General features: G+C 72.5%; 14 protein-coding genes. 13 read left to right on the top strand and 1 reads right to left on the bottom strand.

What is annotated here, in order from left to right:
• Positions 1-88: 88 nt before the first annotated feature.
• The 13 genes from ACTJKJ_RS13270 (at position 89) to paoC (ending at position 13,586) form a co-directional block, all read left to right on the top strand.
• A complete protein-coding gene (locus ACTJKJ_RS13270; protein ID WP_440820733.1) occupies positions 89-784 on the top strand; it encodes a substrate-binding domain-containing protein in 696 nt (231 codons plus the stop codon).
• Between the two features lie 38 nt (positions 785-822).
• On the top strand, positions 823-1,506 hold the full coding sequence (gene ligK, locus ACTJKJ_RS13265) for a 4-carboxy-4-hydroxy-2-oxoadipate aldolase/oxaloacetate decarboxylase (protein ID WP_440820732.1): 684 nt from the start codon (positions 823-825) through the stop codon (positions 1,504-1,506).
• 144 nt (positions 1,507-1,650) lie between these two features.
• Entirely contained in the window at positions 1,651-2,688 is a 1,038-nt protein-coding gene (locus ACTJKJ_RS13260; RefSeq protein WP_440820731.1) for a Bug family tripartite tricarboxylate transporter substrate binding protein, read from the top strand.
• 1 nt (position 2,689) lies between these two features.
• Positions 2,690-3,661 carry a DUF1932 domain-containing protein gene (locus ACTJKJ_RS13255; RefSeq protein ID WP_440820730.1) on the top strand — a complete coding sequence of 324 codons (972 nt, stop codon included), beginning with the start codon at positions 2,690-2,692 and terminating at the stop codon, positions 3,659-3,661.
• 81 nt (positions 3,662-3,742) lie between these two features.
• Positions 3,743-4,681, top strand: a complete 939-nt coding sequence (locus ACTJKJ_RS13250) for an amidohydrolase family protein (RefSeq protein ID WP_297382134.1) — start codon at positions 3,743-3,745, stop codon at positions 4,679-4,681.
• A 59-nt stretch (positions 4,682-4,740) separates the two neighbouring features.
• Positions 4,741-5,202, top strand: a complete 462-nt coding sequence (ligA, locus tag ACTJKJ_RS13245) for a protocatechuate 4,5-dioxygenase subunit alpha (RefSeq protein WP_147242459.1) — start codon at positions 4,741-4,743, stop codon at positions 5,200-5,202.
• Complete coding sequence (locus ACTJKJ_RS13240; protein WP_440820729.1) at positions 5,199-6,095, top strand: class III extradiol dioxygenase subunit beta; 897 nt, start codon at positions 5,199-5,201, stop codon at positions 6,093-6,095. Before ligA ends, ACTJKJ_RS13240 begins: the two co-directional genes overlap by 4 nt.
• 53 nt (positions 6,096-6,148) lie before the next feature.
• Positions 6,149-7,108 carry a Gfo/Idh/MocA family oxidoreductase gene (locus tag ACTJKJ_RS13235; protein WP_147242457.1) on the top strand — a complete coding sequence of 320 codons (960 nt, stop codon included), beginning with the start codon at positions 6,149-6,151 and terminating at the stop codon, positions 7,106-7,108.
• A 65-nt stretch (positions 7,109-7,173) separates the two neighbouring features.
• Positions 7,174-9,300 (top strand): diguanylate cyclase domain-containing protein, encoded by a 2,127-nt coding sequence (locus ACTJKJ_RS13230; protein ID WP_440820728.1) that lies wholly within the window; start codon positions 7,174-7,176, stop codon positions 9,298-9,300.
• An 81-nt stretch (positions 9,301-9,381) separates the two neighbouring features.
• The gene (locus ACTJKJ_RS13225) at positions 9,382-9,564 is read left to right on the top strand and encodes a DUF3606 domain-containing protein (protein ID WP_091724754.1); all 183 of its coding nucleotides are present in this window, start codon (positions 9,382-9,384) and stop codon (positions 9,562-9,564) included.
• Positions 9,565-9,661: 97 nt separating this feature from the next.
• Positions 9,662-10,402: an aldehyde dehydrogenase iron-sulfur subunit PaoA gene (paoA, locus tag ACTJKJ_RS13220; RefSeq protein WP_440820727.1), complete on the top strand. Its 741-nt coding sequence runs from the start codon at positions 9,662-9,664 to the stop codon at positions 10,400-10,402.
• Complete coding sequence (locus ACTJKJ_RS13215; RefSeq protein ID WP_440820726.1) at positions 10,399-11,367, top strand: FAD binding domain-containing protein; 969 nt, start codon at positions 10,399-10,401, stop codon at positions 11,365-11,367. Before paoA ends, ACTJKJ_RS13215 begins: the two co-directional genes overlap by 4 nt.
• On the top strand, positions 11,364-13,586 hold the full coding sequence (gene paoC, locus ACTJKJ_RS13210; RefSeq protein WP_440820725.1) for an aldehyde oxidoreductase molybdenum-binding subunit PaoC: 2,223 nt from the start codon (positions 11,364-11,366) through the stop codon (positions 13,584-13,586). Before ACTJKJ_RS13215 ends, paoC begins: the two co-directional genes overlap by 4 nt.
• Here the strand turns inward: paoC and ACTJKJ_RS13205 are convergent.
• Positions 13,561-15,846, bottom strand: coding sequence for an ATP-binding protein (locus ACTJKJ_RS13205; protein ID WP_440820724.1), 2,286 nt, complete (start codon positions 15,844-15,846; stop codon positions 13,561-13,563). The two genes, paoC and ACTJKJ_RS13205, sit on opposite strands and share 26 nt — an antisense overlap.
• Between the last annotated feature and the right edge of the window lie 53 nt (positions 15,847-15,899).

Genomic DNA, 15,899 nt, shown 5'->3' with positions numbered 1-15,899 from the left:
GAACTGGATCGTCTGGCCCGGCCGGACCAGAATCCGCCGCAATCCCTCCCCCGCCCCTCCGACCTCGACCTCCAACGGAACCCCGCTCGTGATCGCCCCCCTCGCCGGCATTTCCTCGATGGCCACCCGCGTGCTGCTGGCCGAGCTGTCCGCCGCCTACACCGCCGCGCACGGCCTGGAGATCCGCTTCGAATCGATCGGCGGCGTCGATGCCGCCCGTCGCGTCGAGGCCGGCGAGGCGGTCGACCTCGTCGTCCTGGCCGCCGACGCGATGGCCCGCCTGGCGGCCGCGGGCCGCCTGCGGGCCGGCTCCCTGCGGCCGATCGCGGACTCGCCGATGTACGTCGCCGCACCCGAGGGTCAGGCACGGCCCGCCGTCGACAGCGCCGACGCGCTGCGCCAGGCGCTGCTGGACGCGCGCGCCATCGGTTACTCGACCGGCCCCAGCGGGCAGGCCTTGCTGGCGCTGCTGGCGGACTGGGGCCTGAAGGACGCGCTGGCCGCGCGCCTGCGCCAGTCGCCCGCGGGCGTCCCCGTGGCGACGATGGTCGCCCAGGGCGATGTCGACCTGGGTTTCCAGCAGCTCAGCGAACTGCTGGGCCATCCGGGCGTGACGCTGCTGGGCCCGATGCCACCCGGCCTGGAGATCGTCACCCGCTTCACCGCCGCCGTCGCCGCCACCAGCGGCGAACCCGCCACCGCGCAGCGCGTCGTCGACGACTTCGCCTCGGCCCGCCACGAGGCGCTGCGCCGTCGACTCGGGCTGGCCACACCCGCCGCCTGACCCGCGCCACGCCTTCCACCGTCCACCAGGAATCCGCCATGTACGAACTCGGTGTCTGCTACCGCAACATCACCCGCGCCGACCGCGGTGCCGCCGATGCGCTCGGCCACTTCGGCGCCGCGACGGTCCATGAGGCCCTCGGCCGGGTCGGCCTGCTCAAGCCCTACATGCGGCCGATCCAGACCGGCGTGTCGGTGTCGGGCACCGCCGTCACCGTGCTGCTGCAGCCCGGCGACAACTGGATGCTGCACGTCGCCGCCGAGCAGATCCGCGAGGGCGACATCGTCGTCGCCGCCGTCACCGCCGAGTGCAGCGACGGCTACTTCGGCGACCTGCTCGCCACCTCCTTCAAGGCGCGCGGCGCTCGCGCGCTGGTCATCGACGCCGGCGTCCGCGACGTGCGCACGCTCAACGAGATGGGCTTCCCGGTCTGGAGCCGGTGCATCTCGGCCAAGGGCACGATCAAGGCGACGCCCGGCTCGGTCAACATCCCGGTCGTGTGCGCCGGCGCGCTGGTCCATCCCGGCGACGTGATCGTCGCGGACGACGACGGCATCGTCTGCGTCCCCGCCGCGATGGCGTCCAAGACGCTGGACGCCGCCGCCGCCCGCGAGGCCAACGAGGGCGCCAAGCGCGACCAGTTCGCCGCCGGCGTGCTCGGACTGGACCTGTACAAGATGCGCGAGCCGCTGGCCAATGCCGGCCTGCGCTACATCGACTGATCCGGCCGGACGACCCGCCGCCCCTGATTCCCGCAGTCCCTTCGAGAATCCCTGAAGTCCCCCGCAGTCCCCACCGCAGTCCCCCTCCCCCCGAACGGCCCGCCCCGCAGAGGCCGACGATCGACGCCCCTGGAGACAACGACGATGACCGCACCCCGCCTTCGCGCCCGCCGCACCGCCCTCGCCCGCAGCGGGCAAGTCCTGGCCCTGGCCGCCGCCGCGCTGCTCGCCGCGGCCCTGCCTCGCCTCGCCGCGGCGCAGGCCAGCGCGCCCGCGACCGACTGGCCGACCCGGCCGGTGCGCATCCTCACGCCCTTCCCAGCTGGTGCCGGTCCGGAAACCGTGGCCCGCGTCGTCGCCGAGAAGCTGTCCAAGAAGTGGGGCAAGCCAGTGATCGTCGAGAACAAGCCCGGTGCCAACGGCTTCATCGCGATCGACGCCTTCAAGCGCGGCGCCACCGACGGCCACGACCTGATCCAGCTGGACAACGCCCACCTGGTCATCTATCCGCACCTGTTCAAGAAGCTGCCCTACGACCCGGTCAAGGACTTCGACCCGATCGCGCCGCTGTTCAAGGCCTATTTCTTCGTCGGCGTGTCGGCCAACAGCAAGTACAAGACCGTCGGCGACATCGTGGCCGATGCCAAGGCCCATCCCGGCGCGCTGAACTACGGCTCCTGGTCGGTCGGCAACCCGGTGCACCTGGGCGCGGCGCAGCTCGAGGCGATGACCCAGACGCAGATGACGCACGTCGTCTACAAGGAGACGTCGATGCTCTACACGGCCGTGGCGAACGGCGAACTGAACTTCGCCCTGGGCACGATGGCGACGGCGGGGCCGCTGCAGCGCGCCGGCAAGATCCGCTTCATCGCCATCACCAGCCCGAAGCGCCACCCGGCCTTCCCCGACGTCCCCACCGTGGCCGAGTCCGGCGGCCCCGCCGGCTACGAGGCCACCGGCTGGACCACCATCGCCGCGCCGCGCGGGCTGCCCAAGGCGGTGCAGGAGCGCATCCAGCGCGACATCGAGGCCGCGCTGGCCGAGCCCGACATCCGCGAGCGCTATGTCACCTTCGGCTACGACATCTTCCCGACCACGAAGGAGCAGTACATGGGCTTCATCTCCGCCGAGTCGGCCAAGTACGCCGCGCTGATCAAGCGCTTCAACCTCTCGCTGGACTGACATGAGCACCGCCGCCTCCGATCACGGCCAGCCGCCGGCGCTGGACGAGCTGCGCGTGGGCCTCGTCGGCTACGGCGAGGTCGGCCGCATCCTGGCCGAGGACCTGCGCGCCGCCGGCGTCGTCGTCAATGCCTACGACCTGAAGCTGGAGTCGCCGTCCGCCGACGCCGACACCATGCGCGAGCACGCCGTGCAGTTCGGCGTCGGGCTCAGCCCCTCGGCCACGATGGTGGCCACGCCGGCCGACCTGGTCGTGAGCGCCGTCACCGCCAGCCAGACGCTGGACGCGGCGCGCGCGGCCGCCGCGGGCCTGCGGCCCGGCACCTTCGTGCTGGACTTCAACTCGGCCTCGCCCAAGGCCAAGCGCGAGGCGGCCGAGGCGGTGCAGGCGGCCGGTGGCCGTTATGTCGAGGGCGCGGTGATGACCAGCGTCCCGCCTTACCGCATCAAGGTCCCCCTGCTGCTGGGCGGCCCGCATGCGGACGCGATCGCGCCGCTGCTGGCGCGGCTGGGCTTCGCCGCCAGCGTGGGCAGCGCGGAGCTCGGCGTCGTCAGCGCGACCAAGATGTGCCGCAGCGTCATGATCAAGGGCCTGGAGGCCATGGTCATCGAGAGCCTCACCGCCGCCCGCCATTACGGCGTCGAGGACGCGGTGCTGGCCTCGCTGAAGGAGACCTTCCCCGGCATCGAGTGGGAAAAGCAGGCCGCGTATTTCTTCCAGCGCGTGATCCAGCACGGCCGGCGCCGCAGCGAGGAGGTGCGCGAGGTCGCCGAGACCGTCCGCGACGCCGGGCTCACGCCCTGGAGCGCCGAAGGTACCGCCGAGCGCCAGGCCTGGATGGCCGATCTGGCCGAGGACGGCCTGTTCGGCCAGCGCGGCGATCCGGCCTTCGGCCGCAGCCCCGACTGGCGCAGCGAGGCCGACCGGCTGCTGGCGCACCTGGCCAAGCCCCGGCTCCCGCCGCACGGCTGAGCGCTGCGCCTCGCCGACGGCCACCGACTTCCCTCCCCGCCTTCCCTCCCCGATTTCCCGCTTTCGCACAAGGACCCCGCGATGACGCTTCCCACCACCGGCGGCTTCGACAAGACCCCGGGCTGGCTCGACTGGCACTCGAGCCCGTCGACCCCGCGCTTCCAGCTGCCCGAAGGGGCCGTCGACGCGCACTGCCACGTCTTCGGTCCCGGCGCCGAGTTCCCCTACGCGCCCGAGCGCAAATACACGCCCTGCGACGCGGGCAAGGCCCAGCTCTTCGCGCTGCGCGACCGGCTCGGCTTCAGCCGCAACGTCATCGTGCAGGCGACCTGCCACGGCGACGACAACCGCGCGATGGTCGACGCCTGCCGCGCCTCGGGCGGCCGGGCGCGGGGCGTGGCCACGGTGCGCCGCGGCATCACCGACGCGCAGCTGCGCGAGCTGCACGAAGCCGGTGTGCGCGGCGTGCGCTTCAACTTCGTCAAGCGCCTGGTCGACTCCACCCCGCGCGACGAGCTGATGGAGATCGCCCACCGGGTGAAGGCGCTGGGCTGGCACGTGGTCCTCTACTTCGAGGCGCCCGACCTGCCCGAGCTGTGGGACTTCTTCGCCGCGCTGCCCACCACCGTCGTCGTCGACCACATGGGCCGGCCCGACGTGACCCAGCCGGTGGACGGCCCCGCGTTCGCGCTGTTCCTGCGCTTCCTGCGCGAGCATCCCTTCGTCTGGAGCAAGGTCACCTGCCCGGAGCGGCTGTCGGCCAGCGGCCCGCCGGCGCTGGACGGCGAGACCGAGCCCTACCGCGACGTGATCCCCTTCGCGCGCCGCGTCGTCGAGGAGTTCCCGGACCGCGTGCTCTGGGGCACCGACTGGCCGCACCCCAACCTCAAGGACCACATGCCCGACGACGGCCTGCTGGTCGACCTCATCCCGCGCATCGCGCCCACCGCCGCGCTGCGCCAGCGCCTGCTGGTCGACAACCCGATGCGGCTGTACTGGCCGGAGGCCTCATCCCGATGAGCTCGATGAGCTCGATGAGCCCGATGAGCCCGATGGCGAACCGTTTCCAGGAGACTTCGATGTCGATCGACAAACCCTACCGGGACATCCCCGGCACCACCATCTTCGATGCCGACCAGGCCCGCAAGGGCTACTGGCTCAACCAGTTCTGCATGTCGCTGATGAAGGCCGAGAACCGCGCGCGCTTCAAGGCCGACGAGCGCGCCTACCTCGACGAATGGCCGATGACGCCGGCGCAGAAGGAGGCCGTGCTGGCGCGCGACCTCAACCAGTGCATCCGGCTGGGCGGCAACATCTACTTCCTGGCCAAGATCGGCGCCACCGACGGCCGCAGCTACCAGCAGATGGCCGCCGGCATGACTGGCATGACCGAGACCGACTACCGCGACATGATGCTGGCCGGCGGGCGCCAGCCCGACGGCACGCCGCGACGCAAGCGGGTGGACGACGCGGCCTGCGCGGATGCGAAGCAGGCGACGGCGGGCGACACCCGGGGCGCGACGAAGGGAAACACCCGATGAGCACGCATGCGCGCATCACCGCCTCCGTCTACACCTCCCATGTGCCGGCCATCGGCGTGGCCATGGACCAGGGCCGCACGCAGGATCCCTACTGGCAGCCGCTGTTCGCGGGCTACGACGCCTCGCGCCGCTGGATGGACGCGCACCGGCCGGACGCGATCGTGCTGGTCTACAACGACCATGCCAACGCGTTCAGCCTGGACATGATCCCCACCTTCGCGCTGGGCACCGCCGAGCGTTACGAGCCGGCCGACGAAGGCTGGGGGCCGCGCGCGGTGCCGCCGGTCCTCGGTCATGGCGAGCTGGCCGCCCACCTCGCGCAGAGCGTGATCCAGCAGGACTTCGACCTGACACTGGTCAACCGCATGACGGTCGACCACGGGCTGACCGTGCCGCTGTCGCTGATGTTCGGCGAGCAGCCCGCCGGCGCGCCGCAGTGGCCGGTACCGGTGATCCCGCTGGCGGTCAACGTGGTGCAGTACCCGGTGCCTTCGGGCCGCCGCTGCCTGCAGCTGGGGCAGGCGATCCGCCGCGCCGTGGAGAGCTTCGACGCGCCGCTCAAGGTGCAGGTCTGGGGCACCGGCGGCATGAGCCACCAGCTGCAGGGACCGCGCGCCGGCCTCATCAACCAGACCTGGGACCAGGCCTGGATGGACCGCCTGATCGCCGACCCGCGCGGCCTGTCCGAGATGCCGCACCTGGAGTACGTCCGCGAGGCCGGCTCCGAGGGCATCGAGCTCGTGATGTGGCTGATCGCGCGCGGCGCGATGAGCGACCTCGCGGACCTTCCCGGGCTCGACGCCCCACCCCGCGCACCGCGCGTGGCCCACCGCTTCTATCACGTGCCCGCCTCCAACACGGCGGTCGGCCACCTGATCCTCGAGAACCCCTGATCCCCCGCTATCCCCGGGGCTCCCATCGGAGCCCCGCCCCACTGGAGCCTTCCATGTCCACTCCCCTGCGCATCGCGCTGGCCGGCGCCGGCGCCTTCGGCCAGAAGCACCTCGACGCGCTGCGACTCATCGACGGCGTCGAGGTCGTGTCCCTGATCAGCCGCGACCTCGACAAGACCCGCGAGACCGCCGCCAAGTACGGCATCGGCCACGCCACGACCGAGCTCGACGAGGCGCTCGCGCGGGACGACGTCGACGCCGTCATCCTCTGCACGCCGACGCAGCTGCATGCCCGCCAGACGCTGGCCTGCCTCGACGCCGGCAAGCATGTGCAGGTCGAGATCCCGCTGTGCGACGTGCTGGCCGAGGGCGAGGCCGTCGTGCGGCGCCAGCGCGAGACCGGCCTGGTCGCCATGTGCGGCCACACCCGCCGCTTCAATCCCAGCCACCAGTGGCTCCATCGCCGCATCGCGGCCGGCCAGCTGCGGATCCAGCAGATGGACGTCCAGACCTATTTCTTCCGCCGCACCAACATGAATGCGCTGGGCCAGGCCCGCAGCTGGACCGACCACCTGCTGTGGCACCACGCGGCGCACACGGTGGACCTCTTCGCCTGGCAGTGCGGCAGCCCGATCGTCAAGGCCCACGCGCTGCAGGGCCCGATCCACCCCACGCTGGGCATCGCCATGGACATGAGCCTGCAGCTGCAGGCGGCCAATGGCGCGATCTGCACGCTGTCGCTGTCCTTCAACAACGAGGGGCCGCTGGGCACCTTCTTCCGCTACATCGGCGACACCGGCACCTACATCGCCCGCTACGACGACCTGGTCACCGGCAAGGACGAGATCATCGACGTCAGCCAGGTGGATGTGTCCATGAACGGCATCGAGCTGCAGGACCGCGAGTTCGTCGCCGCGATCCGCGAGGGCCGCGAGCCGGTCGCCAGCGTCGCCCAGGTGCTGCCCTGCTACCAGGTGCTGCACGACCTGGAGCGCGAGTTGACGGCCGGCTGATCCCCGGCTGACCACCGGCGGAGGGTCGGCGCGGTTAGGATGGCCGCCTCGTCCCCGTGCCGCCGATGGACCGCCTGCCCCCCTACGTTCCCCGCTCGCTGACCCGTCTGGCCTTGTGGCTGGCGGTGGGCAACCTCGTCATCGCCGCGGCCATCGTCGCCGCGACCTGGCTGGCGCTGCAGGCCGGCCGCGAGTCCGACCTGACCCGCGCCCGCGAGACCACCGAGAACCTGGCCGCCAGCCTCAGCATCGAGATCGGCGCCGAGCTCAAGCAGGTGGACAACGCGCTGCAGACGCTGGCGCTGCAGTACCGCCGCACCGGTGGCGGTCCCGAGGCGCTCAAGCGCGCGATGGAACGCGCGCTGGCCGACCAGCGCAGCCTGCTGCCGCAGGTCGACGCGATCCGCATGACCGACGCGCATGGCCAGGTGATCTACGGCCTGGCGGCCGAGGAAAGCAGCGTCAGCGTCGGCGATCGCGACTACTTCCAGCGCGCCCGCGACAGCGACGGCGTGGTGATCTCCGAGCCGCTGTTCGGCCGCGTGCTGCGCAAGTGGGGCATCGTCGTCGCCCGCCGGCTCGAGGCCGGGGACGGCAGCTTCGCCGGCGTCGTCTACACCACGCTCTCGACCGAACACTTCATCGAGGGCTTCAAGGGCCTGACCATCGGCGCCGAGGGTGCGATCTCGCTGCGCACCCGCAGCCAGCGGCTGATCGCGCGCTACTCGGCGGCGGAGCCGCATTCGATCCGCGGCGTCGGCGACGTGATCGTGTCCGAGGACCTGATGCGCAAGATGGCAGCCAACCCGCAGCAGGGTTGGTACATGACCAAGACCAAGCTCGACAACATCGAGCGCATCACCTGCTACCGCCAGGTGCGCGGTTATCCGCTGACCATCTTCACCGGCGCCAGCACCGCCGACTTCCTGGCCGCCTGGCGTGGCGAGGTGCTGCAGCAGGGCGGGCTCGCAGCCGTGGTCATCCTGACGGTGCTGGGCTGCTCGGTGCTGGTGTTCCTGCAGCAGCGCCGCGACCGCCGTGCCGCCACCGGCCTGCAGCAGCTGGCGCTGGAACAGGCGCTGATGCTGGACAACGACATGGTCGGCATGATGCGCCTGCGCGGCCGCAGCGTCGTGTGGCAGAACCGCGCGCTGTCGTCGTTGTTCGGTTATGCGCCGGGCGAGCTGCTCGGCCAGCCGACCCGCCAGCTCTACCTCGACGAGGCCAGCTTCCGCGAAGTCGGCGAGGCGGCCTACCCGGCCATCGAGTCCGGCCGGCGCTACCGCCAGCAGCTGCGGATGCGGCGCAAGGACGGAACGCCGGTGTGGATCGACCTGAGCGGCGCGTCGGTGTCGGGGAACGAGTCGCTGTGGATGATGATCGACGTCTCGGCGCTCAAGGAGAGCGAGGCCACCGCCCGGCACCTGGCGGTGCACGACGCGCTGACCGGCCTGCCCAACCGGGTGCGCTTCACCGAGCGGCTGGCCGGCGCGCTCACGCTGCTGGGCGAGCGGGTCGGGCTGGTGGCCGTGTGCTGGGTCGACCTGGACGGGTTCAAGGAGCTGAACGACCAGTTCGGCCATGAAGCCGGCGACGTGGTGCTGCGGGTGGTGGCGCAGCGCCTGCAGGCCGGCGTGCGCAACCATGACCTGGTGGCGCGCATGGGCGGCGACGAATTCGCCCTGCTGCTGACCGCGCTGCGTGGGGAGCACGAGGCCGAGCCGGCGCTGCGCCGTATGCTGGCGTCCATCGCCGAGCCGATCCGCCTGCCCGACGGCGATCATGCGTCGATCACGGCCAGCATCGGCATCGCGTTTGCCCCGCTGCATGGCCGTCAGGCGGAAGCGCTGATGCGGCTCGCCGAGACGGCGATGACGATGGCCAAGCGCGCCGGCAAGCGGCGCGTGGTGTCGGCCAGCAGCATGCCAGGGAACGCCATGAACGCACCGAACTCGCCGGCGACCTCCGTCGGCCCCGACGCGCCCACGCCGGTGGACGCGATCGACACGCCCTCCGGCCCCGCGCCCGAACCGGGGACCGACAGTGCCGCGCCCGCGGGGCAGCGGCCGAGAGACCCCGGGCCGCCAGCGGTGCCTGACCATTCGTTCGACGAATCGGTCGCCGGGGAGGAAGATCCGGGCGCGACGCTGGACGGCGAGGACAGCAGCCGGGTGCCGCCGCGGCGGTCCTAGCGCGACGGCCACGCGGCCGCGGGCCGGTGGCAGCGACAGCGGCAGCGACAGCGATACCGTGACCGACAGGGAGCGATCGTCATGACCGAGGAAACCTCCAGCCCGCACACCAGCGACCGCCATCGGGTCAACGTGCAGGACGACTACGAGCTGCGTTACTGGGGCGAGCGCTTCGGTGTCTCGCCGGAGTTGCTGCGGCACGCGGTGGATGCGGTCGGCACCAGCGCCAAGGCCGTCGAGGAGTGGCTCCAGGCGCACCGTTAAGCGGCGCGCCGAGCGGCCGAGGGTGCTCCGCCCACCGCCGGGAACAAGGATTGCTGCCTGGGCAGTTTCCCGATCCGACCCGCCAGGAGTGCCCAGCATGGATGTCGACCCGGACCTCGCGTCTTCCCTGTCTCCCCCGGACGCCGCCCCGTGCGACGCTGACCCCGGGGCGATCTCGCGCCGCGGCCTGCTGATCGCCGGCGCGGGCGCCTCGGCCGCGGTCGCCGCCGGCGCGCCCCTCGAGGCGACCGCGCAGACCCCGTCGCGCCCCGGCGCGCGCCCTCAGGAGAACCTCGTGGCCACCACCCGCGTGACGCTCGACGTCAACGGCCAGTCCCACACGCTGGACGTCGACAACCGCACCTCGCTGCTGGACCTGCTGCGCGAGCATCTGCAGCTCACCGGCACCAAGAAGGGCTGCGACCACGGCCAGTGCGGCGCCTGCACCATCCACCTCGACGGCCGGCGCGTCAACGCCTGCCTGACGCTGGCGGTCATGCACCAGGGCGCGAAGCTCGTCACCATCGAGGGCCTGGGCACGCCGGAGCGGCTGCATCCGATGCAGGCGGCCTTCGTGCGGCATGACGGCTACCAATGCGGCTACTGCACGCCGGGCCAGATCTGCTCGGCGGTCGCGGTGCTCGACGAGATCAAGGCCGGCCTGCCCAGCCACGTCACGCCCGACCTCCAGGCCCGGCCGCTGCTGTCCATCGACGAACTGCGCGAGCGCATGAGCGGCAACCTGTGCCGCTGCGGCGCCTACTCCAACATCATCGACGCGATGGCCGAGGTGGCCGGCGTCGCCGTGCCGGGCACCGGCGAGCGGAGGCCCGCATGAAGCCCTTCACCTATGAGCGCGCCACCTCGCCCACCGCCGCGGTCGCCGCGGCGGCGGCGCGGCCCGGCACGCGCTTCATCGCCGGCGGGACCAACCTGCTCGACCTGATGAAGCTGCAGATCGAGGCGCCCGTCCACCTGATCGACGTGAACGGCCTGGGCCTGGACCGGATCGAGCCGACACCCGAGGGCGGCCTGCGCATCGGCGCGCTGGTGCGCAACACCGACCTGGCGGCGGACGCCCGCGTGCGGCGCGACTACGGTGTGCTGTCGCGCGCGCTGCTGGCCGGCGCCTCCGGCCAGTTGCGCAACCGCGCCACCACCGCCGGCAACCTGCTGCAGCGCACCCGCTGCCCCTACTTCTACGACACGGACCAGCCCTGCAACAAGCGCCAGCCCGGCAGCGGCTGCCCGGCAATCGCCGGCATGAGCCGGCCGCTGGCGGTGATCGGCGTCAGCGACGCCTGCATCGCCTCGCATCCGAGCGACATGGCGGTGGCCATGCGGGTGCTGGACGCGACCGTCGAGACCCTGCGGCCCGACGGACAGGCGCGGCGCATCCCGATCGCCGACTTCCATCGCCTGCCGGGCAACACGCCGCACATCGAGACGACGCTCGAGGCCAACGAGCTGATCACCGCGGTCACCCTGCCGCGGCCGCTCGGCGGCACGCAGCTCTATCACAAGGTGCGGGACCGCGCGTCCTATGCCTTCGCGTTGGTCTCGGTGGCCGCGGTGATCCCGCGCGACGGCGGCGCCGCGCGCTTCGCCGTGGGCGGCATCGCGCCCAAGCCCTGGCGCGTCGAGCGCGCCGAGACCGCGCTGCGCCAGGGCGTGCCCGCCGCCGCGCAGACACTGCTGGCCGGCGCGACACCGACCGCGGAGAACGCGTTCAAGCTGCCGCTGGTCGAGCGCACGCTCGCCGCCGTCCTGGCTCAGGCCCGGCTCACCGGGAGGACCGCATGAAGTTCGACACCCCCGCCACCACCAATCCGATCGACCAGCTGCGGATCGTCGGCCGGCCCAGCGACCGCATCGACGGGCCGCGCAAGACCACCGGCACCGCGCCCTACGCCTACGAGCGCCATGACGTCGCCCGGGACGCGGCCTACGGCGTCGTCGTCGGCGCAGGCATCGCCAAGGGCCGCATCGCGTGGATCGACGTCCAGGCCGCGGAAGCCGCGCCCGGCGTGCTCGCCGTCGTGACCGCGCAGAACGCCGGCAAGCTCGGCAAGGGGCGGATGAACACTGCCGCGCTGCTGGGCGGACCGGAGATCGCGCACTACCACCAGGCCATCGCCGTCGTGGTCGCCGAGCGCTTCGAGCAGGCGCGCGCGGCGGCCGCGCTGATCCGCGTCGAGTACACGCCCGAGCCGGGCGCCTTCAGCCTGGCCAAGGCCAAGGACCAGGCCAAGCCCCCCAAGCAGGACGACGGCCCCGGCGGCACGCCGCCCGAGACGCGGGTCGGCGACTTCGACGGCGCCTTCGCCCGCGCGCCGGTGCGCATCGATCACACCTACACGACCCCCGACCAGTCGCACGCGATGATGGAGCCGCATGCGACGCTGGCGGTCTGGGAAGGCGATCGCCTCACCGTCTGGACCTCCAACCAGATGATCGACTGGGGCCGCGGCGACCTGGCGCGCACCCTGGGCCTGCCGCGCGACAAGGTGCGGCTGATCTCGCCCTTCGTCGGCGGCGGTTTCGGCGGCAAGCTCTTCCTGCGCGCCGACGTGCTGATGGCCGCGCTCGGCGCGAAGGCGGCCGGCCGTCCGGTCAAGGTGGCGCTGCAGCGACCGCTGATGATGAACAACACCACCCACCGCCCGGCGACGCTGCAGCGCATCCGCATCGGCGCGGGCCAGGACGGCCGCATCACGGCGATCGGCCATGAGAGCTGGTCGGGCGACCTGCCCGGCGGCTCGCCCGAGACGGCGGTGGCGCAGACGCGGCTGCTCTACGCGGGCCAGCACCGCATGACCGCGATGAAGCTGGCGGTGCTGGACCTGCCCGAGGGCAACGCGATGCGCGCGCCGGGCGAGGCGCCCGGCCTGATGGCGCTGGAGATCGCGATCGACGAGATGGCCGAGCAGCTGCGCATGGACCCGATCCAGTTCCGCCTGCTCAACGACACGCAGGTCGATCCGGAGCAGCCCGACCGGCCGTTCTCGCAGCGCCGGCTGGGCGAATGCCTGCGCACCGGGGCCGAGCGCTTCGGCTGGAACCGGCGCATGCCGCCGGGCCAGCGGCGCGAAGGCCCCGGCGGCCGCTGGATGGTCGGGATGGGCGTGGCGGCGGCCTTCCGCAACAACCTGGTGATGAAGTCGGCCGCGCGGGTGCGCCTGGACCGCCGCGGCATCGTCACCGTCGAGACCGACATGACCGACATCGGCACCGGCAGCTACACCATCCTGGCGCAGACCGCGGCCGAGATGATGGGCGTGGGGCTGGACCAGGTCGTCGTGCGCCTGGGCGACTCGGCGCTGCCGGTGTCGTCCGGCTCGGGCGGGCAATGGGGCGGCAACAGCTCGGCCTCGGGCGTCTACGCCGCCTGCGTCGCGCTGCGCGAGGCGGTCGCCCGGCGCGCCGGCATCGACCTCAAGGACGCCGTCTTCGCCGACGGCCAGCTGCGCGGCGGCGGCCGCAGCCTGCCGCTGGGCGAGATCGCCGGCGCCGAGGGCATCGCCGCCGAGGACCGCATCGAGTTCGGCGACCTCGACAAGAAGTACCAGCAGTCCACCTTCGGCGGCCACTTCTGCGAGGTCGCCGTCGACGCCTACACCGGCGAGGTGCGCGTGCGCCGCATGCTGGCGGTCTGCGCCGCCGGGCGCATCCTCAATCCGAAGACGGCGCGCAGCCAGGTGATCGGCGCGATGACCATGGGCGTGGGCGCGGCGCTGATGGAGGCGCTGCACGTCGACGAGCGCCGCGGCTTCTTCGTCAACCACGACCTGGCCGGCTACGAAGTGCCCGCGCACGCGGACATCCCGCACCAGGACGTGATCTTCCTGGACGAGACCGACCCGGTGTCCTCGCCGCTCAAGGCCAAGGGCGTCGGCGAGCTGGGGATCTGCGGCGTCGCGGCGGCGGTGGCCAACGCCATCCACAACGCCACCGGCGTCCGGATCCGCGACTATCCGATCACGCTCGACAAGCTGCTCAAGGCGCTGCCGAAGCCGGCGTGAGGCCCTCGCGCGTCGGATTCATCGCCTCGGCCAGCACCGCGGCGAGGCCGTCGATGTCGTAGGGCTTGGGCACCAGCGGCACGTTCGGCGCCTCCTCGATGCGCACCGGATGGCCGCTGGCCAGCACCACCGGCAGCGTCGGCTTGAGCACCTTCAAGGTCCGCACCAGGTCCACGCCGCTGCGCGCGCCGGGCATGACGATGTCGGTCAGCACCACGTCGGCGCTCAGGCCGGCCCGCAGCTGGTCCAACGCATGGTCGGCCGAGGGCGCCGTCTTGACGGTGAAACCGCGCTCCTCCAGCGCCTGCGCGGTGAGCTCGCGCACCGAGGGTTCGTCCTCGACCAGCAGCACCGTGCCCGCATGGCGACGCTCGGTGACCGGGCCGGCGGGGACCGGCGACGCCGCGTCCTCCATCCGCCCGTGCGAACGCGGCAGCCACAACGTCACCTCGGTGCCCAGGCCGATCTTGCTGACGATGCCGGCCGTGCCGCCCGCCGACCGCGCCAGCGCATACACCTGCGCCAGCCCGAGGCCCGTGCCCTGCCCCACCGGCTTGGTGGTGAAGAAGGGCTCGAAGGCGCGCTCCATCTGTTCCTGCGTCATGCCGTCGCCGGTGTCGCGCACCGCGATCGCGACGTACTCGCCCGGTTGCAGCTCCGGGGCCAGGCCGACCGGGTCGCCCTCGGCCAGCACGCGGTTGTGGGCCGAGACCGTCAGCGTGCCGCGCCCCTGCATCGCATCGCGCGCGTTCAGCGCCAGGTTGAGCACCGCAAGCTCGAGCTGGACCGGATCGGTGCGCACCGGCCAGAGCGCCTCGTCGATGGCCAGCGTGACCTCGACCGCGCTGCCCACCGCACCGCTGGCCAGCGCCATCAGCTCGGGCAGTTGGCGACGCAGGTCGATGACGGTCTCATGGCCCACCTGCTGGCGGCCGAAGGCCAGCAGCTGCCGCGTCAGCTGCGCGGCCTTGGAGGTGGCGCGCTGGCAGGCGTCGAGCGCGCTGTCGGCGCGCGGATCGCTGCTCAGCCGGCGCGCCAGCTGCAGCCCGGTGGTCATCGTCTGCAGCAGGTTGTTGAAGTCGTGCGCGATGCCGCCGGTCAGGCGGCCCAGCGCCTCCAGCTTCTGGCTGCGCAGCGCCGTCTGCTGCGCATTGCGGGTCTGGGCGACGGCGGTGTCGACCTCCTCGCGCAAGCGCTGCTCGCTGCCGGCGCGCTCGCGGCTGGCCACGGCCAGGGCGCGCTGGACGATGTCGATCTCGTCGATGCCGCTACGGACTTCCTCCAGCGTGCCGCCACCGCCCAGCCGGATCGCGTCCTTGCGCAGGCGGCGCAGCGGCTCGGCGATCGCGCGGCTCATGCGCCGTGCCAGCACCAGCGCCAGCACGATGAAGACCAGCGACAGCGCCAGCATCATCGCGAACGCGGCCCAGGCGCTCTTGGCCAGCTCCGCCTGGCTCAGACCGATCAGCACCACCCAGCCGGAGTCCGGTGCGCGGCTGAAGGCGGTGAAGACCGGCTCGCCGTCGAGGGTGCGCAGGTCCACCACGCCGCGGTCGGCGCGGGCCAGGGCGTCCAGCATGTCGCCGGTGGCGCGCTGCCCGACGCGGCGTTCCGGCTCGCGCGTGCGGGCGATGACGGCGCCCTGCCCGTCCAGCACTACGCCCAGCCAGCCGGTGGGCAGCGGCTGCTGGCGGAAGATCTGCTGCATCTCGCTGACCGGACTGCCCAGGCCGAGGAACATCGGCTCGCCGGCAACCGTCACCGGCACCCGCACCGCGAAGCTGGGCCGACGGTCGACCGGACCGACGTAGAGGTTGGAGACGATCAGCCGGCGGCGTGCGTCGACGCCGCCCGGGAAGGCCGCGGCCGGCGGCAGCGGCTGCCCCCAGGCGACCCGGGTGTTGAGCAGTTGCCGGCCGTCCGGCGCCGTCAGCACGATGGTGCGGGGCGTGCCGGCCACGAGCCGCGTGGCCTCGCCATGGAACTGCGCCAGCCGGCCCTCGGCCAGGCTCGGGGACACGCTCAGGGCCTGCAGCAAGGCGGTGCGCACCGCCATCTCGCGGTCGGTGACCAGGCTCAGCGCCTCGGCGGTTTCGGTCGCGGCGGCGACGGCCGCGCGCCGTTCGGTGTGGAAGACCGCCATGCCGGCGATCACCGACAGCAGCAGCGTCGGCAGCACGATCAGCCAGACCATGGCGCGCAACTTGCCGCTGACGGACCCGGCGCGCGGCGCGGTGGAGGTCGGGGTCCGGTCGGGCATGGTGCGCGATTCTAGGCGCGGGCCCGGGCCCTTGACGGTGTCCTCACACCCCC

It is taken from the genome of Roseateles sp. 22389, from assembly GCF_052044995.1.
In the GTDB taxonomy this organism is placed as follows: Bacteria; Pseudomonadota; Gammaproteobacteria; order Burkholderiales; family Burkholderiaceae_C; genus Roseateles.
Note: the sequence above shows the minus strand (reverse complement) of the source record. Positions and strands in the feature narration are given on the sequence as shown.